The 19,727-nt window shown below is 69.2% G+C and carries 17 protein-coding genes; 4 read left to right on the forward strand and 13 right to left on the reverse strand.

Features of this window, described 5'->3' with window-relative positions:
• The first annotated feature begins 105 nt into the window (after positions 1-105).
• Both B0I29_RS01765 and B0I29_RS01770 read left to right on the forward strand, forming a co-directional pair.
• Positions 106-2,508: a PKD domain-containing protein gene (locus B0I29_RS01765; protein ID WP_146616683.1), complete on the forward strand. Its 2,403-nt coding sequence runs from the start codon at positions 106-108 to the stop codon at positions 2,506-2,508.
• 72 nt (positions 2,509-2,580) lie between these two features.
• Entirely contained in the window at positions 2,581-3,030 is a 450-nt protein-coding gene (locus B0I29_RS01770; protein ID WP_111647012.1) for a hypothetical protein, read from the forward strand.
• Between the two features lie 9 nt (positions 3,031-3,039).
• Here B0I29_RS01770 and B0I29_RS01775 read toward each other — a convergent pair whose 3' ends face one another.
• The 13 genes from B0I29_RS01775 to B0I29_RS01835 all read right to left on the reverse strand — a co-directional run bounded on the left by B0I29_RS01775 (position 3,040) and on the right by B0I29_RS01835 (position 17,523).
• Entirely contained in the window at positions 3,040-3,606 is a 567-nt protein-coding gene (locus tag B0I29_RS01775) for a Uma2 family endonuclease (RefSeq protein WP_111647013.1), read from the reverse strand.
• A 305-nt stretch (positions 3,607-3,911) separates the two neighbouring features.
• Positions 3,912-4,703, reverse strand: coding sequence for an NADPH-dependent oxidoreductase (locus B0I29_RS47360; RefSeq protein WP_111647014.1), 792 nt, complete (start codon positions 4,701-4,703; stop codon positions 3,912-3,914).
• On the reverse strand, positions 4,703-6,001 hold the full coding sequence (locus B0I29_RS01785) for an NtaA/DmoA family FMN-dependent monooxygenase (protein WP_111647015.1): 1,299 nt from the start codon (positions 5,999-6,001) through the stop codon (positions 4,703-4,705). The genes B0I29_RS47360 and B0I29_RS01785 overlap by 1 nt, the downstream gene beginning before the upstream one ends.
• Complete coding sequence (locus B0I29_RS01790; RefSeq protein ID WP_111647016.1) at positions 5,998-6,990, reverse strand: LLM class flavin-dependent oxidoreductase; 993 nt, start codon at positions 6,988-6,990, stop codon at positions 5,998-6,000. Before B0I29_RS01790 ends, B0I29_RS01785 begins: the two co-directional genes overlap by 4 nt.
• Positions 6,987-7,949, reverse strand: a complete 963-nt coding sequence (locus B0I29_RS01795) for an aldo/keto reductase (protein WP_111647017.1) — start codon at positions 7,947-7,949, stop codon at positions 6,987-6,989. Before B0I29_RS01795 ends, B0I29_RS01790 begins: the two co-directional genes overlap by 4 nt.
• Positions 7,946-8,968, reverse strand: a complete 1,023-nt coding sequence (locus B0I29_RS01800) for an aldo/keto reductase (protein WP_111647018.1) — start codon at positions 8,966-8,968, stop codon at positions 7,946-7,948. Before B0I29_RS01800 ends, B0I29_RS01795 begins: the two co-directional genes overlap by 4 nt.
• 20 nt (positions 8,969-8,988) lie before the next feature.
• Entirely contained in the window at positions 8,989-10,194 is a 1,206-nt protein-coding gene (locus B0I29_RS01805; RefSeq protein WP_111647019.1) for an acyl-CoA dehydrogenase family protein, read from the reverse strand.
• Complete coding sequence (locus tag B0I29_RS01810; RefSeq protein ID WP_111647330.1) at positions 10,191-11,114, reverse strand: LLM class flavin-dependent oxidoreductase; 924 nt, start codon at positions 11,112-11,114, stop codon at positions 10,191-10,193. Before B0I29_RS01810 ends, B0I29_RS01805 begins: the two co-directional genes overlap by 4 nt.
• A 73-nt stretch (positions 11,115-11,187) precedes the next feature.
• Positions 11,188-12,396: an LLM class flavin-dependent oxidoreductase gene (locus B0I29_RS01815; RefSeq protein ID WP_111647020.1), complete on the reverse strand. Its 1,209-nt coding sequence runs from the start codon at positions 12,394-12,396 to the stop codon at positions 11,188-11,190.
• Positions 12,397-12,405: 9 nt separating this feature from the next.
• Positions 12,406-14,013 (reverse strand): dipeptide ABC transporter ATP-binding protein, encoded by a 1,608-nt coding sequence (locus B0I29_RS01820; protein WP_111647021.1) that lies wholly within the window; start codon positions 14,011-14,013, stop codon positions 12,406-12,408.
• A complete protein-coding gene (locus tag B0I29_RS01825; protein WP_111647022.1) occupies positions 14,010-14,855 on the reverse strand; it encodes an ABC transporter permease in 846 nt (281 codons plus the stop codon). Before B0I29_RS01825 ends, B0I29_RS01820 begins: the two co-directional genes overlap by 4 nt.
• Positions 14,852-15,802 carry an ABC transporter permease gene (locus B0I29_RS01830; RefSeq protein ID WP_111647023.1) on the reverse strand — a complete coding sequence of 317 codons (951 nt, stop codon included), beginning with the start codon at positions 15,800-15,802 and terminating at the stop codon, positions 14,852-14,854. The genes B0I29_RS01825 and B0I29_RS01830 overlap by 4 nt, the downstream gene beginning before the upstream one ends.
• The gene (locus B0I29_RS01835) at positions 15,799-17,523 is read right to left on the reverse strand and encodes an ABC transporter substrate-binding protein (protein WP_111647024.1); all 1,725 of its coding nucleotides are present in this window, start codon (positions 17,521-17,523) and stop codon (positions 15,799-15,801) included. Before B0I29_RS01835 ends, B0I29_RS01830 begins: the two co-directional genes overlap by 4 nt.
• A gap of 103 nt (positions 17,524-17,626) precedes the next feature.
• On the opposite strand from B0I29_RS01835, the gene B0I29_RS01840 reads away from it, so the two are divergent.
• Both B0I29_RS01840 and B0I29_RS01845 read left to right on the forward strand, forming a co-directional pair.
• Complete coding sequence (locus tag B0I29_RS01840) at positions 17,627-18,688, forward strand: acyl-CoA dehydrogenase family protein (RefSeq protein ID WP_111647025.1); 1,062 nt, start codon at positions 17,627-17,629, stop codon at positions 18,686-18,688.
• A complete protein-coding gene (locus tag B0I29_RS01845) occupies positions 18,685-19,722 on the forward strand; it encodes an LLM class flavin-dependent oxidoreductase (RefSeq protein ID WP_111647026.1) in 1,038 nt (345 codons plus the stop codon). Before B0I29_RS01840 ends, B0I29_RS01845 begins: the two co-directional genes overlap by 4 nt.
• Positions 19,723-19,727 lie beyond the last annotated feature (5 nt).

Genomic DNA, 19,727 nt, shown 5'->3' on the forward strand with positions numbered 1-19,727 from the left:
TTCTGCTGCCCAGCGCCGGTCGATGACCGGCCATGTGGTGTGCGCTCTTCCCCGCGGTGCAGGGGTCCGAAGACCCCGGTCAGCCGATCGAGAGGGAATGATCGAGTGAGACGCCTAGCATCCGCGCTATCGGTATTACTGCTGTTGTTCAGCTTCGCCAGCCCCGCACAGGCGGCACCGGCCGAGCCGGTACCCACTGGGGAGCAATATCGGCTCACCAGCCTGAAGAGTTCACAGGAAGCACAGACCACGCGTTCCAAGACGGCCACCACCACCGCCGACCAGGCGGAGACCGTTCACCGCGGCCAGTACGCCCAGACCGGAGCCTCGCTGCGCGCTCCGAGCACCACCATTGAGGAGTGCGCCGCCGACGAATGGGCCGACCGGTCCGGCGGCTTCGTCATCGATCACTTCAACTGGTGCCATACCGTGGTGTACAGCACCGAGCTCGAGGTCTGCCAGATCAGGATCTTCGTCTGTGTCCGGAGCCAGGAGATCGGCGACATCAGCTGGCGGATGACCACGAAGGGCGAGGGCTGGGACGCGACGCAGCCGGCCACCGACCCGAGGTACAGCCAGATCTCGTTCACGACCCGCATCCACGACATCCAGACCGACAACGTGATGCTGGACGCGATGGTGCTCCAGCTGAATCTGGTGTGCGACGGGCAGAACGGTGTGCCCTGCCTGCACAACCTGGGTGACGACGTGGAGCCCCGCCCGATCGCCGAGTGGAAGCAGAACAGCGACACCGTCTTCCGTTTCCAGTCCGACCCGGCGTACGGCCTCGGCAGCGACCGGATCAGCTGGTTCAACTTCCACATCAAGTCCACCGCGAGTTACCCCGCCGCGAACACGGTGACCGACGAGGCCGGCAGCAACGGTTATCGCTGCGACGAGGCGACCTATCTGCAGGGCGACCGCGGCTGCGTCTTCGACCGGGTGTCGGAGCTGTTCCCGATGGCGATGGACGAGTACCAGAACTACCGCAAGGCCGCGCTGCACATCTACGACGCGATGTATCTGCCGCAGAAGACCCGGCCGCCGCTGGAAGGCAAGAAGGTGGCCGGAAATCCCTTCGCCGACCAGCCGCAGCCACTGCATCGCATCTATGAGCCGTACGACCCGACGATCGTGCGCGACAACAACAACGAGGCCGTGCGCACCTGCAGGGAATGGTGGGGCGCCGACTACTCGCAGGGCGGTCAGTTCGACTGCGACGAGTACCCGTTCAAATCCACCTACCAGGGCGCCTCGCAATCCAACGGCCACTACTCCGCGCGGGTCATCGACGGCTCGGACAACTCTTCCGGCGGCGCCGTCCTCGGCGCCTGGTACGAGTCGCAGCGCATCCTGCACGATGACCCGTTCTTCGTGCTGCTCGGCTTCACCGGTACCGGCGGTGGCGGCGGCGGTGGCGGTGGCGGTGGCGGGAGCGAGATCCCGGACTCGGCACCGACCGTGAACGCCGGCGAGGACATCGCCACCGACGAGGGGGCACCCGGCACGCTGCGCGGGGCTGTGCACGACTTCGAGGGGACACCGTCGACCCGGTGGAGTTACCGGGTCACCTCCGGCCGGGACGGCATGTCCTGCACCCTCTCCGCGCCGGAGCGGCAGGTCACCCGGATCACCTGTAACGACGAGGGCACCGTCGAGGTCACCCTGACCGCCGACGACGGCCTCAACGCGCCGGTGTCCGACCGGGCCACCGTCACGGTGCGCAACGCGCCGCCGAGCGTGAAGATCACCGGGCCGGATCCGTGGCAGGTCTTCAAGGCCGGCGCCGGCGTGAACCTCACCGCGCCGTTCACCGACCCGGGTGCCCTCGACACGCACAACTGCTCGGTCCGCTGGGACGACGGCGAGGGCGCCGACACCTACGCGGCGGAGTCGCACACCTGCAACCGGCAGCACACCTTCGAGCACGCCGGCATGTACACGATCTCGGTGACCGTCACCGACGACGCGGGTGCCGAGGACACCGCGACCACGATGATCGTCGTCTATGACCCGGAGGCCGGCTTCGCCAACGCGGACGGAGCCTTCACCTCGGCGGCGAGCGCCTGGGCCGCCCAGCCCACCGCCGGCTCGATGTCGTTCCACCTGGCCGCGAACTACTATCACACCGACACGGTGACCGGGACGGCCCGCGCGTACCTCGCGAACACGGACCTGCGCCTGGACGCCGGCAACAAGGGCCTGGAATGGCTGGTGGTCACCCCGGACGGCAAGGTCGCCGCACGGGGGAAGGCGACGGTGAACGGGAAGAGCGGCTACGGCTTCGTCTATTACGGATACGACGGATGCACCACCGGCCGCCCCGGGCAGTGCCAGCCCGGCGCCGATCGTTTCCGGCTGGTGATCTGGCCGCTGAGCAGCGGTGACCATCCCGGCAACGTCACCTGGTACGACAACCGGCCGGAGGCCGGCTACGACGTGGACGTCACCGAGCCGCAGGACCTCACGTCCGGCGCGGTGACCATCCACCCCACCACCGGTCCCTGACCGGTACAGCGGGGCCCGGCGGGTTCGCCGGGCCCCGCTGTACCGTCCTTGAGAACTGTCCCGGGAGGTTTCATGCCGCCGATCAGCCGGCTTCAGTACGCTCCGCGCGTCGACCACCGCATGTTCGTCCTGCTCGATCCGCGCCGCAAGCCCTCGCCGCAGGAAGAGGGACTGCCCGAGGACGAGGAGATCCTGAGCGCCGGCCAGCACGGCGTGGTGTTCCGTTCCGGCGGTGACCTGTTCCGGCCGGCTGTCACGATCGAGCGATGGGCCGCAGACCCGGGCGTGGCCGAGGGCGAGTGGGACGAGACCGCCGAGGCCTCGTTCGCCGCGCCGTCGGGACGGCTGCGGCTGCGCTCCATCATGGGCGAACCGGCCGGCCCAGACCTGGAGGTGGAGGTGGAGGCCCTGCTGAGGATACGGGCACACACCCGCGGCCGCGGCGAGGCGATGGAGCGGCTGACGCTCGAAACCGACTACACCGGCGTCGAGGAGTGGCTGATCCAGCTATGGCCCGCGTAGCGATGGACGTCAGTCGCGGTGCCTGCGACGTAGCAGTGCCGCCACCTCGAGCGTGAACGGGAACGGCTCGTCGGAGGCAAGCGACTCACCGGCACGCACGACCTCGGCAACGGCGTAATGACCGTCGACCAGCCTGTGGAGATGCAGTTCGACACTGTCCTGCGGCTGCTCGACCCGCAAGTACCACTCGATTCCCGCAGCCGCGTACAGCTGGGGTTTGAGCAGACGATCCGTTCCCGCGTTGCTCGGCGAGACCACCTCGACGACAAGCTTGGCCTCGCCTGCCTCGACAGTCGTGCCGATGTCATCGGTATCGGCCACGACGATGTCGGGCTGGAGAATACGTCCGCCGGCCAGGCGCAGGTTGACGTCCTGCAACACCAGAAGCCCCGCCTGCTCAGCCGCCGAGTACAGCCCCATGGCAAGCAGGAATGCGATGTGCTGGTGACGTTTGCTCGGCGCGGGACTCACCCACAGGCTCCCATCGATCAGCTCGATCCGGTTCGAGGTCTCGCCGAGCGCGAAGTATTCGTCCTCACTCCACGGCTCCGGGTGCTCCAGCACCGCCACACTCATCGGATCGCCTCACTCTCTCGGCGGATTCTGGCTCAAGCGTGCCATGCCGGACCCCACTCATGCGAGGGCACCCGACGTCATAAGCCCTGCTTGTCAGCCACTTCGGGAAGCTCACCCTTCAGGCCGCCCCGCCGTCACCCTTCTCTCACCATTTCAGCGCGGCCGAGTCTTCGGCGCGTCCCGATCCTCGGCCGTGAGCCGCGGGCCAAAGCGCCAGAATGCCAGTCGCACCAGGCCGGGTCCCAGCCGCCCACCTGTCGCTTGGTGGCCGTCGCGCACAGGCGTAACCCACCAAAACCGTGGGGTCAGCGGGACGGTAGGCCCAGGCGCTCCAGCGTCGCCCTCAGAACGTGGCGGCCGGACAACGACTCCGGGCCCTTCAAGCGCGACAACACCCGCTCGCTCCACCCACCCGACAGCCCGAAGCGAGCGTTGTACGCCTCCAGCACCCCGTCATATCCAGCGACATGCGCATCCGCCGCCTCGGCGTCGTACACCTCGCGGTGCAGCACCGCCTCCTGCGGCAGCCGTGGCTTCACGTCCGCCTCCTCCGACGGGTCGGGTGTTCCCACCGCCAGCCCGAAGGCCGCCACCGCATGTGACGGCAGGCCCAGCTCCGCTGCCACCTCCTCCGGGTGGTTGCGGATCGCGCCCACGAACACCGACCCCAGACCCAGAGACGACGCCGCGACCACCGCGTTCTGGGCGGCAAGCGCCGTGTCCACGAACCCGATGATGGTGGACTCCAGGTAATCGGCGCCGTCCAGCGGGACGCCCGCCCGCAACGCCAGGCGGCGGGCTCGGCCCAGGTCGGCCACCCACACCAGGAACAGCGGGGCCGACGCCACGAACTCCTGGTTGCCGGCCAGCACCGACAAGCGCTTGCGGCGAGCGGGATCGCGGACCGCCACCACGCTCCACGGCTGCAGGTTGGACGAGGTCGGTGCGGACTGCGCCGCCGCCACCAGCGTGGTCAGCTCGTCCTCGGTGACGTCGCGCGGGCCGAACTTGCGGACCGAGCGGCGGGTCAGCTGCGCCGCGAGGACGTCATTGTGCAGACCCGTGAAGGGAACTCCGTAACGAGCGGTGAAGGGCATCAGACCGAAACCTTTCCGAAGAGGCGTCCCCGCAGGGTGGGATCCGAATACGAAGATGGGAAGATGCCACGTTTCTGCAGGAGAGGCACCACCAGCGTGGCGAAGTTCTCGAAGTCCACAGCCGTGTCAGCCGGCATGATCGTGAACCCGTCGGCGGCTCCGGCGTTGAACCAGGCCTCCAAATCATCCGCGACCTCTTCGGCCGAGCCGACCAGCAATCGGTGGCCGGCTCCCCCGGCCCCACGCTGCACCAGCTCACGCGGCGTCCGAGGAGACTCAGCGATCAACGCCCGAGTTGACACACTAAATCCGGCTGAAAACGAATTATCCGTAATTTCGGCAGGCAGGTCCGCGAAAGAAATCGGGTCGTCCGGGCCGAAGGATCCCGGCGCCAACCCCAGATTGGCCAACAAAACCGCGGTCAGCGACTCGATCGGCAATGTCGCATACAGCTCCTGCGCCCGAACAGCAGCCTCCTCCGACGTCGCGGCGACCAGCACCACCACACCCAGCGAGACCTTCACCGAACGGCCGAGAGCAGCCGCCCGCTCACGGATATCAGCGCGGAAAGCGACAGCCTTCTCCACCGTCTGCGCCACCGTGAACACCACGTCCGCATAGCGCGCGGCCAGCGACAACCCACCCTCCGACCCGCCGGCTTGGACGATCACCGGCCGGCCCTGCGGGCCAGCCGGCACCGGGAGTGGTCCGGCTACCGAGAAGAACTCACCCTCATGATCCAATCGCAGGATCTTCTCGGGTACGCCATAACGCCCCGTCGCCTTGTCAGCAACGATGGCCCCTGGTTCCCAGCCGTCCCACAACCCGGTGACCACGTCGAGGAACTCGTGCGCCCGCCGATACCGGTCCTCCCGGGACGGATGCGAGGACAACCCGAAGTTCGCGGCCGCGGCCGGCGTCCCCGTGGTGACGATGTTGACCGCCGCCCGCCCGCGAGTCACGTGGTCCAGAGCCTGAAAACGCCGGGCCAGGTTGTACGGCGAGTTGTACGTGGTCGAACTGGTGATCACGACACCCAGCGACGACGTGAGAGCCGCCAGGTGGCCGAGCAGCACGAGCGGATCCAACCCGGTACCCGGTGCGTCCTCGATCTCGCCGCGCAGAGCGGGACCGTCGCCCAGGAAGACCGCGTCGATCGTGGCATCCTCGGCGATCCGGACCAGCCGCGCGAAGTGGTCGATGTCCAGGTAGGCGAGCGGATCCCGGTGCGGGAGCCGCCACGCGTACCGAAAATGGCCGGGCGTCATCAGGGAGATGTTGAGGTGAAAACCGGTCACAGCGATGGCCTCCAGCCGAGCAGGGGCGCGAGGTCACGCGCCGTGGTGGTGAGCAGCCGCAGGTGTTCGCCGAGTTCCGGCACACCGGGCACGAAACTGACCAGCAGGTCGGTCGACGCGGCCAGCGCCGGATCGTGGAGCAGCGACGCGGCGATCTCGTCGGGCGGACCGAGCAGGGCGTGGTCGGCGGCGAGATATTCGGCGACGGAGAGACCGGACGCGGCGGAGTTCCAGGACTGCCAGCGACGCACTCCGGGCGTGACCAGCCGGACCGCCTCGGCATGCGACGGATGCGGATAGACCGCCCGGGACACCTGCACCCGGGGAGCTGCCGACGCTGCCCGATAACTCGCGATCCAGGACGCCTGCTGCTCCTGGGCTTCAAGGACAGAACCAGCCCGCCATGCTGTCGCGCGGGAGAGTTGCAGGCCGTCGCCGGCCTTGCCGGCGGCCACGGCCGCCGCGTGCGCGAGGGCCGGGTCGCTGGTGGTGGCCTGCCACACGCGACCGCGGACGCCGCCGCCCGGCGGATGCAGCACCTCGCCGAGACTGTTGAGCGGCACCCCGTCGAGCACCTCGTGCAGCCGCGCCACCGAGGCGTCGAAGAGCCGGTGCCGCTCGCCGAGGTCGAGGCCGAACGCCTCCCACGCGCCGGGGAACGGCCCGGAGCCGACGCCGAGTTCGAGCCGCCCGCCGGAGAGCTCGTCGAGGGTGGCCGCGTCCTCGGCCACCTTCAACGGGTCCTCCAGCGGCAGCACGAGCACGCCGGTGCCGAGCCGGATCCGCCGGGTGTGCTCGGCGATCGCGGCCAGCACGACGAGCGGGGCGGAGACGTGTTCCCTGCCCTGCCGGAAGTGCCGGTGGATCACCCATCCGGAGTCGTACCCGAGCTCCTCGGCCGCGACGAACAGCTCGATGGCCTGCCGGTACGCGACCGCCGGAGGCAGGTCGCCGTCGAGATGCAGGAGGAAGCCGAGGCGGAGACTCATCGCGAATGCTCGTCGATCAACGCCAGCTCGTCGTCGGTGAACGCCGGGAAGTCGAGCGCCCGCACGTTGTGGTCGAGCTGTTCCGGCGAGCTCGCGCCGATCAGCGCCGAGGTGACCTCGGTGCGGCGCAGCACCCACTGCAGGGCGAGCTGGGCGAGGGACTGCCCGCGCTCGGCGGCGAGCTTGTTGAGCGCGCGGGCCTTCTCCCGGTACTCGTCGGTGATGGCGTCCGGCGACAGGAACGCGCTGTTCTGCGCGCGGGCGCCGGCAGGGATGCCGTCCAGGTACTTGTCGGTGAGCAGGCCCTGTGCCAGCGGCGAATAGACCACCACGCCGAAGCCGTCCTCAGCGGCCAGGTCGAGCAGGCCGTCGTCCTCCCGGCTGCGGTCGAAGATGGAGTACCGCGGCTGGTGCACGAGCAGCGGCACGCCCGCCGCCCGCAGGAGCCGCGAGATCTCTTGAGAAAGAGAGGTCGGGTAGTTCGAGATGCCGATGTACAGCGCCTTGCCCTGCCGGACCGCGTCGGACAGCGCGCCGACCGTCTCCTCCAGCGGGGTCGAGGTGTCCGCCCGGTGGTGGTAGAAGATGTCGACGTAATCGGTGCCCAGGTCACGCAGGCTGTGGTCGAGCGAGCCGAGCAGCGACTTGCGGGAGCCGCCCTGCAGATAAGGGCTGGTCCCGATCGGGTTGCCCGCCTTCGTGGAGAGGATCAGCTCGTCCCGGTGTGCCGCGAGGTCCTTGCGCAGCACCTCGCCGAAGAGCTTCTGTGCGGCCCGGTGCGGCGGGCCGTACCGGTCGGCGTTGTCGAAATGGGTGATGCCCAGCTCGAACGCGTGCAGCAGGATGGCGCGCTGGTTGTCGTAGGAGTAGTCGGTGCCGAACTTCTGCCACAGCCCGAAGGCGAACGCGGACAGGTCGAGTCCGGATTTCCCGGCACGGCGGTAAGGGATGGCACTCATGGACGGCTCCTTCGCAGGGCGGACGGTTGCAGGGACGGGGTGTCGACGCCGGTGTCGCGTTCGATGAAATGGGTGCCGGGCGCGACGATCGCGTCGATCCGGTCGAGGACGGCGTCGTCCAGCTGGACCGTGGCCGCCTTCAGATAGGCGTCCAGATGGTCACTGGTCCGCGGGCCGATGATCACACTGCTGATCGCGGGGTGGTTGAGCGCGAACGCCACGGCCAGCTCGATCAGCGTCAAGCCCTGCGAGGCCGCGAGGTCGAAAAGCGCGTCCGCGGCGGCCAGCTTCCGCTGGTTGACGTCGAGATCGATGTCGAACCGGCCGGGAATCAGATCGGCCCGCGCCGACTCCGGCTGCGAACCGCCGACCCGGTACTTGCCGGAGAGCCAGCCCGCCGCCAGTGGTCCGTAACTGATCACTCCGACACCGTATTTGCGGACGACCGGGAAGACCTCGCGCTCGGCGCCGCGGACCAGCAGCGAGTACGGCAGCTGCTCGGTGTGCGGCGCGATCAGGCCGTGCCGCTCGGCCAGCCAGTGCGCCTCGACCTGCTGGTGCGCCGGGAACGTCGACGTGCCGTAGTAGCGGATCTTGCCGGCCCGGATCAGGTCGTTCAGGGTCTGCAGCGTTTCCAGCAACTCGGTCTTCGGGTCCGGGCGATGTGCCTGGTAGAGGTCGATGTGATCGGTGCCGAGGCGGCGCAGGCTGCCCTCCACAGCCTGAGTGATCCAGCGCCGCGAGTTGCCGGCGTGCAGCGGGTTGTCACCGAACTGTCCGTGGAACTTGGTGGCCAGGAAGACGTCGTCGCGACGGCCCTTCAGCGCTTTGCCGACGATCTCCTCGGAGACGCCCTGCGCGTACACGTCGGCGGTGTCGACAGCGGTGATGCCGGCGTCGAGGGCGGCGCCGATGATCCGCAGGCTCTCGTCCTCCTCCTGCCAGCGTCCGAAATTCATCGTGCCGAGGGTCAGCGGGCTGATCCGCACCCCGGTCCGGCCGAGCGTCCTCAACGTCATGAAATTCTCCCAAGAACGAACTAGAAGAGACCGGTGGTCGGCGGTTCCTGGCCGGTCAGGTGGTAAGCGCCGGCCACTGCCGCCTTCCAGTCACGCGGGTTGTGGTTCGCCACGGTCCGCGCGTTGCGCCAGTGCCTGTCGAACGCGAGGTCCCGGTTCGTCGCCGACCCGCCACCCACGTCGAAGATCAGCTCGGCGGCGCGCAACGCGCTCTCCGCGGCGATCACGCCGGCCTGCGCGACGGTCACCGAGGCTGCCGCGCCTGCGGCACGTGCCTCATCGCCTGCCAGCAGGGGTACGCGGCCAAGCTCCTCCCCCGCCAGCAGGACGACCGCGCGAGCGGCCTGCGCCCGGGCGCCGATCTCCCCCACGACGTGCCGTACGTAGGGGTCGTCGACGCTGGCCGCCGCGCTGCTGTGCTTGATCGGCCGGGCCCGTTCGCGGCCGAACCAGACGGCGTCGTCGAGAGCCGAGGCGGCGATTCCGGCCTGCACCGCGGCCAGGTAGAGCTGGGCGAACGACCCGAGCCACGGGCTGTCCAGCGTGGAGTTGTCGCGCAGCGCCACCTCGTCGGCGGCGACCCGTACCCCGGTCAGCCGGGTGGTGCCGCTGGCGGTGAGCCGCTGACCGACCGCGTCGAAGTCGTCGAGCCGCTGCACCCCGTCGCGGTCGACCGGGACGGTGACCGTGTAGATCGCGCCGCTCTCGTCGCGGGCGGATCCGGTGAACCAGTTCGCGTAGAGCCCACCGGTCGAGTAGTACTTCTCGCCGTCGACCACGTACCCGTCGCCGTCGCCGTCGCGGCGCAGCGTCGTGGTGATGGTTCCGTTGGCGCCACCGGCGCGCTCGTTGTTGGTGCCGGCGAACAGGTCGCCGGCACGCAACCGGCGCAGGGTGGCCGCGCGGTGTGTCAGGCCGGGACGCGACGCGACCTGGTTCGCGGTCAGGAAACTGGACCGCAGGGCCTGCGCCACGTTGGAGTCGGCCCGCGCGATCGCGATGATCAGATCGGCCACGTCGCGCAGGGTTCCGCCCGCGCCGCCGTCGGCCCTCGCGATCCCGGTCAGCGTGATCCGCTGCTCGGCCAGCTCGGCGACCTCACGGAACGCGTAACTGCGGGTCAGCTCCCGGTCCCGCGCCCCGGCCGCCAGCCGCCGCAGAATCGGCTCGGCACCCTCCCGGATCCCCTCGACGCTGTACGCCACGTCGATCAACTCGGCGGTCATACCAGAGCTCCTTCCCGCAGCCCGTAAGCCGCCCTCAACGTCGACGCCTGTGGGCGTGGTTCCAGGGCTCGCAGGATCGCGATCACGTGGTCCGGGCCGCCCTCGGGGACCAGCTCGAAACCGTCGAGCAGCTGCTCGTCGGCCCAGGCGCGCAGCCGGGCGGGCAGTCCCCCGGAGACCGCGTCGCCCCGGGTCACCGAGACGCGGCCGAGCAGTGCCACCTCGCCACGGTCCCGGCCGGCCAGGCGCAGCGCCTGGCTGAGCACCGCGTCCACGCCGGCGGCCTGGGTACGGTCCACCACGACGACGTCGGCCGAGGCCGCGACCGCTGTCACGTCGAGGGTGCCCAGGTCGGCGACGAGCACCGGCCGGCCCTGCACCGACGACGGCCCGTCGAGCGGGCCGGCGACCCGGTAGAACGCGCCCTCGTGCGCGATCGGCCGGATCAGCGTGTCGTCGGCGACCACGCCGGCCTGCTGGTCACCGAGCAGCGCCGTGTTCGGGAAGGACTCCCAGAGCTGGGTGAGCACCCGGGCGTACTCGGTCCAGCGGCGGGCCGGGTCGGTCGCGCCCGGGTCGGGGACGCTGGCTTCGCTCACCTCGTCGCCGCCGCCGGGCCGCAGCACCACCCCGGCACGGCCGCCGGTCGCGCGGTCCAGCGACAGCAGGCGGCGGGCCGCGTTGTACGGCGCGTTCCCGGTGGTCGGCACGACCGGCAGGAATCCGATGCCGTCGTGCAGCCCGGCCAGATAGGCGGCCACCACTGTCGGGTCGAGGGCACGCCCGGCCGGCGACTGGTCGGCGAGGCGGATCGCCGCGACACCGGCCTCCCCAGCGGCCGCCGCGATGTCACCGGCGTCGGCGAGCGACGGCAGACCGGGCCCTCCGACCCCGAGAGCGAGCTGGATGACAGTGCTCATGCCGCCACCTCCGCTTCGCTCCGGCGTCGGCATGAGCTTTCAACTGAGCAGACTGATTCACTCGCAAGCTCGTTCATGAGACCACCTCCGGTAGTGCGGGAAGGCCGAGACCGAGGTGGCCGCGCAGGGTGGCCGCGTCGTACTCGGTGCGGAACAGGCCGCGTCGTTGCAGCTCCGGTACGACGTGGTCGGCGAAGTCGTCGAATCCGGACGGCAGCACGTCGGGCATCACGTTGAAGCCGTCCGCGGCGCCGGCGCGGTACCAGGTCTCGATGTCGTCGGCGATCTGCTCGGGCGTGCCGGTGACGATCCGGTGCCCGCCACCGCCGGAGAGCCGTTTCAGCAGCTGGCCGAGGGTCGGCTGGTCCCGGTCGATGATCTCCTTGACCACGCGGTAGAACGTCTGCGAGCCACCGGCGGAATCCGGGTCGACGAGCAGCTCAGCGGGGATCGGTTCGTCGTCGGAGAGGCCGTCGAGTGAGATGCCCAGCTGACCGGCGAGGCGGCCTCGTGCGTACGCGTCCGGCAGCAGGTCGTCGAGGAGCTCGCGGCGTTCGCGGGCCTCCGCCTCGGTGCTGCCGACGACGGTGGAGAGACCGGGCAGGACCACGATCTCGTCGGGCCGGCGGCCGAAGCCGGCGGCACGGGCCCGCAGCTCGCGGCGGAACGCGCGGGCGTGCTCCAGGTCCTGGTCGGCCGAGAAGATCACCTCGCCGACCTGGGCGGCCAGGCGTTTACCGGCGCTGGAACCGCCGGCCTGCACGACGACTGGGCGGCCCTGCGGTGAGACCAGCTCGGTGCGGTTCGCCCAGGCGGCAACGACCTGCGTGGTGAAGCTCGCGGCCCGGCGATAGCGCCAGGAGTGCTCGGGTTCGCCCGCGCGGCCGAAGTTGCGGGCCGCGATCGGGCCGGCCGTGGTCACCACGTTCCAGCCGAACCGGCCGCCGGAGACGTGGTCCAGGTCGCCGAGCCGGCGGGCCAGCTCCACCGGGTCGTTGTAGGACGACGACAGCGTTCCGATCAGCCCGATCCGCGTCGTCTGGGCGGCGATCCGAGCCAGTACGGTGGTCGGCTCCAGGTTGTTGCCGGGGCGGTGCCGGACGCTGGGATCCAGCACCGGGCCGTCGGCCAGGAAGACGGCGTCGAGCTTCGCCTCCTCGGCCTTCTTCGCGATCGCGGTGTAGTGCTCGATCGTGTACGCGCCGAGGCCGTCGATGCCGGGGAACCGCCACGAGCCGCCGAACACTCCGGCGTTCAGGATGTTGACGTTGATGTGCAGCACGAAGGCTCCTTAAACCCGCGCGACCCGGGCGCCCGGGATCGCGTCCAGCAACTGCCGGGTGTACTCGTGCCGGGGATCGGCGAAGACGTCGGCGACCGGGCCGGTCTCCAGCACGGCGCCGTCCTTCATCACCGTCACGTCGTCCGCGATCAGGCGGACCACGCCGAGGTCGTGGGTCACGAAGACGTAGCTGAGGCCCAGCTCGGCCTGCAGGTCGACGAGCAGCTGGAGGATCTGGGCCTGCACCGACACGTCGAGCGCGCTGACCGCCTCGTCGAGCACCAGGATCCGCGGGTTGAGCGCGAGCGCCCGGGCGATCGCGACCCGTTGCCGCTGCCCACCGGAGAGCTGGCCGGGCAGCCGGTCGAGGTAGCTGTCGTCGAGGGCCACCGCGGCCAGCAGCTCGCTGACCCGGTCACCGGCGGGCAGGCCGAACGCTGTCAGCGGTTCGGCGATCAGCCTGCGTACGGTGAACCGCGGGTCCAGCGAGGTGAACGGGTTCTGGAAGACGAACTGCAGGTCGCGCCGGATCTCGCGCAGCTGTCCGCGGCGCAGCCCGGTCAGCTCGGTGTCGCCGAGCCGTACCGTGCCGGCGTCGGCCGTGGTGAACCCGGCCAGGATGCTCGCCAGAGTCGACTTGCCGGCGCCGGACTCGCCGACGATCGCGTGCGTGGTGCCCTGTCGCACGGTCAGGCCGGCGTTGCCGAGCGCGGTCAGCCGGGCCCGTCCGCGCAGGCGGTACGTCTTGGTGAGGCCGTCGGCTGTCAGCACCTCCGCCTGGGCTTCGGGCTCGGTTACGCGTACCCGAGAAGTGGGAAGAAGGCGTCCCGCGTGGCGGGAGGGAGCAGCGGCGAGCAACCGGCGGGTGTATTCGCTCTTCGCATCGCGAAGGATCTCCTCGACCGGACCCTGTTCGACGATCACGCCGTGCTGCATGACCAGGATGCGGTCGGAGCGCTCCAGCGCGACGCCGAGGTCGTGGGTGACCAGCAGAATGCCGATGCCGAGACGTTCGCGCAGGCTGACCAGGTGGTCGAGGATGCGTTTCTGTACGGTGACGTCGAGGGCGCTGGTCGGCTCGTCCGCGACGATGATCTTCGGTTGGCCGGCCAGGGCGATGGCGATCAGGGCGCGCTGTTTCATGCCGCCGCTGAGCTCGTGCGGGTACTGGTGGAAGACGCGTCCGGCGTCGGCGAGACCGGCGGTGCGCAGGCTCTCCAGAGCGGCTTCCAGGAAGTTCCTGCTCTTCGGGTGGTTGAGCCGGACCGCCTCGATGACCTGCGGGCCGATCTTCTTGACCGGGTTGAGCGAGGTGTTCGGGTCCTGCGGGATGAAGCCGACGTAGTTGCCGCGGATCAGGGCCATCTTGCGGTCGTTCCAGCCGGTCACGTCGACGTCGGAGTACGCGATCGAGCCGGACCGGATCCGGGCCTCGGCCGGGAGCAGGCCGAGGGCGCCGTGGATGAGCGTGGTCTTGCCGGAACCGGACTCGCCGACGAGCGAGACGAATTCGCCGGGTTCGATGTTGAGACTGGTCCTCTCCACCGCCGGTGTGTGGCTCCGCCCGGTGCGATAGTCGATGGAAAGGTCCTTGATGGACAGCAGGGGCTCACTCATCGCCGGTGCTCCTTTCGGAACGACGTGCTGATCCGGTGGGTGGCGATCACGACGATCGCGAGGGCCAGGCCGGGCAGGATCGACGCCCACGGGTGGACCGCCACGTAATCGCGGCCCTCGGCGACCAGCAGGCCCCACTCGGGCTGTGGTGGTGGCGCGCCGTAACCGAGGAAGCCGAGCGAGGCGACGGCCAGCACACCGGTGCCGATCTCCAGTGCGGCCAGGGCGATCACCGAGCTGAGCGAGTTCGGCACGACGTGACGCAGCATCACGCCGAGCCGGCCGACCCCGAGCCCGTACGCGGCCTTCACGTAGTCCTGGTTGACCACGGTGAGCACCTGTGCCCGCATCACCCGGGCGAACGCGGCGATCGCGGAGATGCCGACGGCCAGGGCGATGTTGTTCGTCGAGTACCCGAGGACGGAGACCACCACCATCGCCAGGAGCAGGCTCGGGATGGCCAGGAAGACGTCGACCACCCGCATGATCGCGGTGTCCACGATGCCACCGGAGAACCCGGCGGCCAGGCCGACGACCGCGCCGAGACCGAACGCGATGAGCACCGCGAGCAGCGTGGCGGTCAGCGTCGTCCGCGAGCCGTAGACGGTCCGGGCGAACAGGTCGCGGCCCAGGCGGTCGGTGCCGAACCAGTGTTCGAGGCTGGGTGAGGCGAAGCTCGCGGCCGGGTCGCCCGCATAGGGGCTGTAATCGGTGAACAGGCTCGGGAACAGCGCCCAGCCGATGACGGTGAGCACGATGATCCAGGAGAGGATCAGAATGGGCTGCGGTGCTTTTTCTATCCGAAATATCGGCTTTTTCAGGGTCAGCGCGATCGCGGTCATGAGACACCTGCCGTGAGGCTCGCCCGCAGCCGCGGGTCCAGCACCGGATAGATCAGGTCGACCGTCAGGTTGATCAGGGCGAAGGTGACCGCCACGAGCACCACGATCCCGGCGACCAGCGGGACGTCCAGGGTGTTGATCGCGGTCTGGGTCATCCGGCCGAGGCCCCGGCGGGCGAAGACCGTCTCGGTGATGACCGAGCCGGCGATCAGGTTGCCGAAGGTGACACCCGCGATCGTCAGCGCCGGCAGCCCGGCGTTGCGGAACACGTCGTGCACGATGATCCGGCCGCGGGTGGCGCCCTTGGCCCAGCTCGTCGTCACGTACCCGGCGCCGAACTCGGTCGCGAAACTGCGTACCAGCAGCTGCGCGATCGGTCCGGCGACCGGGACCGCGAGCGTGATCAGAGGCAGGATCAGGCTCTGTACGCCGTTGTCGCCGAACGACGGGAACCAGCCCAGCTGGAACGAGAAGACCTGCAGGATCAGGATGCCGGAGAGGAACACCGGCACCGAGACCGCTCCGGACGGCAGCGCCTCGACCAGGTTGCGCAGCCACGGCCGCCGGGTGGCGGTCGCGACCAGGGCGATCGCGAAGGCGATCAGGGTCGCCAGGACGAGCGCCGCCGACGCCAGGATCAGCGTGCTCGGCAGCACGTCGAGGATCGCCGCGATGACCGGCCGGCCGGACTGCACCGAGTTGCCGAAGTCGCCGATCAGCGCGTGGCCGAGCCGGTCCGCGTACTGGAGCAGAACGGGCTTGTTGAAGCCGTAGTTCTCGGCGACCTGTGCGCGGACCTCGGGCGGGATGCTGTTCAGCTCGGTGGGATCGAAGAGCAGGTCGACCGGGTTGGCGGGCAGGACGAAGAGCAGGACGAACGTGACCGTGAACGCGGCCCAGACCACGAACACCGCCCGACCCACCTTCAGGGCCACGTATCGGATCATTTCCCGTTGCTCTTCCAGGCGTCGACGAAGTGGTTGCGGGACTGCGCGTCGAAGATGATGTTGTGCACGTAGTCCGCGTGGGCGATCACCTGTGAGGGGTTGTAGACCGGGTTGACCAGGGCGTACTTCTCCAGCAGGAGATCCTGGGCGGTCTTCGCGTACTCATTGCGCTTGGCCGGGTCGAGGGTGGTCTCGAGCTTGCCGAGCGCGTCGGTGACCTCGGCGACGTCGATGCCGGTGGAGACACCCTGTTCGAGGTAGCTGCTGTTGCCCAGGCTCGGGTTGTAGACCAGGTTCAGCGCGGCGGCGTCGTTGCGGGACCGGTTCGCGGCGGTGGCGTTGAAGTCGGTCTTCGCCTTGGCGATCAGAGCCGTGTAGTCCGGGATCGGCACCACGGTCAGCTGCAGGTCGATGCCGATCTTCGAGAGGTCCTGCTGCACCGACTCGTACGCCGGCTTGTTCGCCACCAGGTTGCTGATGCCGAGCAGCTTGACTTCGAGACGCTTGCCGTCCTTGGCCCGGATCCCGTCCGTGCCGGGTTTCCAGCCGGCGTCGTCGAGCAGCTTCTTGGCCTGGTCCGGGTCGTACTTCAGCACCGAGCCGCTGTAGTCGACGTAACCCTTCACCGACTTGTTCAGCACCGACGTGGCGATCGAGTACGAGTCGGTGAGCACCGTCTTCTCGACAGCCGACCGGTCCCAGCCCAGCTGGATGGCCTTGCGGACCGCGATGTCGTTGGTCGGGAACCGCTGCGAGTTGAAGTTGAAGTAGATGGCGGTGCCGGAGACACTCCGCGAGATGATTTTGAAGCCCTGGTCCTTCAGCGGCTTCTCGTCGGTGGTGCCGACGTCGAGGGTGGCGTCGATGGTTCCGGACGCGAGCGACCCGGTGCGGACACTGGCCTCGGGGATGGTGTTGAAGACGACCTTGTCCAGGTACGCCTCACCCTGGTGCTTGATCGACGGCGGCGCCCAGTTGTACCCGGTGCGCTTCACCAGCACCGTCTTGACCTGCTCCTCCCACGACTCGTAGACGAACGGGCCGGTGCCGATCACCTTGGTGGGGTCGGTGCGCTCCTCGGCGCTGCGGGCCAGCGTGGACAGTGACAGGAATCCGGGCTGCGCGTTCGCCGTGAACGACGAGGCCTGCAGGAAGCTGGCGAGCGGCTTCGCGAACGTCACCACCGCGGTGTACGCGTCCGGGGTCTGCGTCTCGATGTACCCGGGCAGCAGAACCGCGCCGTTCGGGTTGATGCCGAGCTTGTCGTCGCCGTGCACGTACTGGTCGAAGTTCGCCTTCACCACGGCCGAGTCGAACGGCGTGCCGTCGCTGAACGTGACGTCCTTGCGCAGGTGGAAGGTGAACTGCGTCAGGTCGGTGTTGTACTCCCAGGACTCGGCGAGCCACGGGGTGATCTCACCGGTGTCCGGGTCCTGCCAGGTCAGCTTGTCGGTGACGTTGTTGCCGATCAGCGACTCGGCGTAGTTGGTGCCGAGCTGCGGGTCGGGGCTGCGCTGGTAATCGATCAGGGCGAACTGCAGGGTGCCGCCGCGGACCGGCTGGCCGTCACCGGCGGCCGCCTCGCTGGCGGAACCGTCGCGGGTGACGGCGAATCCGATGCCGCCGGCGAGAAGAACGGCGAGGACGGCAACGCCGGCGACCCAGGGCCATCGCTTTCGGTGGGATTCAGCGTTTTCAATGGAACTTCGGAGGTCGGACATGGATCACTCCTGTGCTCGGAGGCGGCCCCGGTGTTGGGTTAGACTATATTCCCTATAGGGCCGGTAGGATTCAACTGTGACCTGCGACATACGAGGGGAATCGATGGCGAACTTTGTCGACCGGATCGAGGAGTACGCCGGGCGGGTTCTGGAGCCGGCCGCACTGGAGACCGACCGCACGGCGGTGCCGGCGCAAACCATCGACGACCTGGCACAACTCGGCGCGCTCAACCACCTGGCGCCCGCCGAGTACGGCGGCGCGGGGCTGGGCACCGCTGACGACCGCCGGGTCCACGAGATCATCGCCGGGGCCTGCTTCAACACGTGGCTCGTCTGGGCACAGCACGCGCCGCTGGTCGGCCGGCTCGCTGCTTCTCCCACGCCTTCGACCGGGGCCCTTGCTGAACGCGTGCTGCGCGGCCGGATCCTGCTCGGCGCCGGGATCAGTGACGTGCGCCGATTCCCCGAGCACTACATCGCGGCGACCCGTACGCCGAAAGGCTGGGTCTTCGACGGGACGATCAGCTGGGTCAGCGGCTGGGGGCTCAACGAGGCGCTCACCGTCTCGGCCGTGGAGGCGAGCACGAACACGGTCGTGACCGCCCTCGTGCCGGTGAGTTCACGGACCCGGGGCGAACCGCTGCGGCTCGGGGCGGTCACCGGCAGCCGCACCGAGCGGGTCCGGCTCGACGCGATCGACGTGCCCGAGGAGGACGTCCTCGGCACCCAGGATCTCGACGCGTGGCGGCGCGCCGACATCGGCACCGCCAGTGACGCGCGTCCTCACCATTTCGGGCTGGCTTTGCGCGTACTCAAGGAATTGAAGAGCGCGAGCGACCCGCAGGCGCGAGCGGTGGCAGCGAGCTGGATTCCGCGGATCGCGCGCCTGCGCGCGGACGCCTACAGCCTGGCCGATGAGGCTGCCGCGGCAGGTGGCGGCTCTTATCGCATCGATGAGCGACTCGCTCTCAAGGTCGCGTCCGGTGAGGCGCTCGGGACGCTGACCCGGGCGCTGCTCGCGGCGCGGTCCGGGCACGGCATCTCCGGTGACGACACCGCGCAGTTGCACGCGCGCAACGCGCTCTTCGTGCTCGTCCAAGGCCAGTCGGCGGCGGTCCGTTCCGCGCAGCTTTCGTTTTATTCTTCGTTGGGAGACCCCTCATGAGCAGCGAATTCCTCTGGTACATCCCCAATCAGAATGATCCCGGCCACCGCGGCGACGACGTCGTGACCGGCCACAACAGCCTCGACACGCTCACCGAACAGGCGCTCGCGCTGGAGGAGCACGGGTGGGGAGGCGCACTGCTCGGCACCGGCTGGGGACGACCTGACACCTTCACGGTCGCCACCGCGCTCGCCGCGCGAACGACCACCTTCAAACCGCTCATCGCGATCCGACCGGGTTATTGGCGGCCGGCTAATTTCGCTTCGGCCGCGGCCACCCTGCAACATCTCTCCGCAGGGCGCGTTCTGGTCAACATCGTCTCGGGCAAGGACAACCTTCCTGCGTACGGAGACAGCGAGGGCGATCAGGCGCATCGGTACGGCCGGACGGCCGAGTTCCTACGCATCGTTCGCCGGCTGTGGGCCGAGGAGAACGTGACGTTCTCGGGTGAACACTTCTCGGTCACCGGCTCGACAGTGGTCCCGCGGTTGCCGGTGCCGCCCCGCCTCTATTTCGGCGGCGCCTCCGAGGCCGCCGAGAAAGTGGCCGCCGCCGAGGCGGACGTGCAGTTGTTCTGGGGCGAGACCTACGACGGTGTGGCCGAGCGCATCGACCGGCTCAAGCAACTCAGCGCGTCGCTGGGCCGCGAGCACGCCCCGCTGGAGTTCGGCCTGCGGATCACCACGCTGGTCCGGGACACCACCGAGCAGGCGTGGGCCGACGCCGAGGCCAAGGTCGCGTCGATGGCCAGGTCCACGTTCGACCCGAACCGTTTCGTCGCCGTCGGCCAGCAGCGTCTGCTCGATCTGGCCGCGCGCGGTGACGTCCTCGACGACAACCTCTACACCGCGCCGGGGAAGTTCGGCGGTGGCGGCGCGGGGACGACATGGCTGGTCGGGTCCGCCTCCGATGTCGCGTCGTCGCTGCGCAAGTACCAGAACCTGGGTATCAGCCACTTCGTCCTGTCCGACACGCCGTACCTGCCGGAGATCAAGCGGCAGGGGCAGGAGTTGTTGCCGTTGCTCCTCGGTTGAAACAC

This window comes from Actinoplanes lutulentus, assembly GCF_003259845.1.
Classification (GTDB): domain Bacteria; phylum Actinomycetota; class Actinomycetes; order Mycobacteriales; family Micromonosporaceae; genus Actinoplanes; species Actinoplanes lutulentus.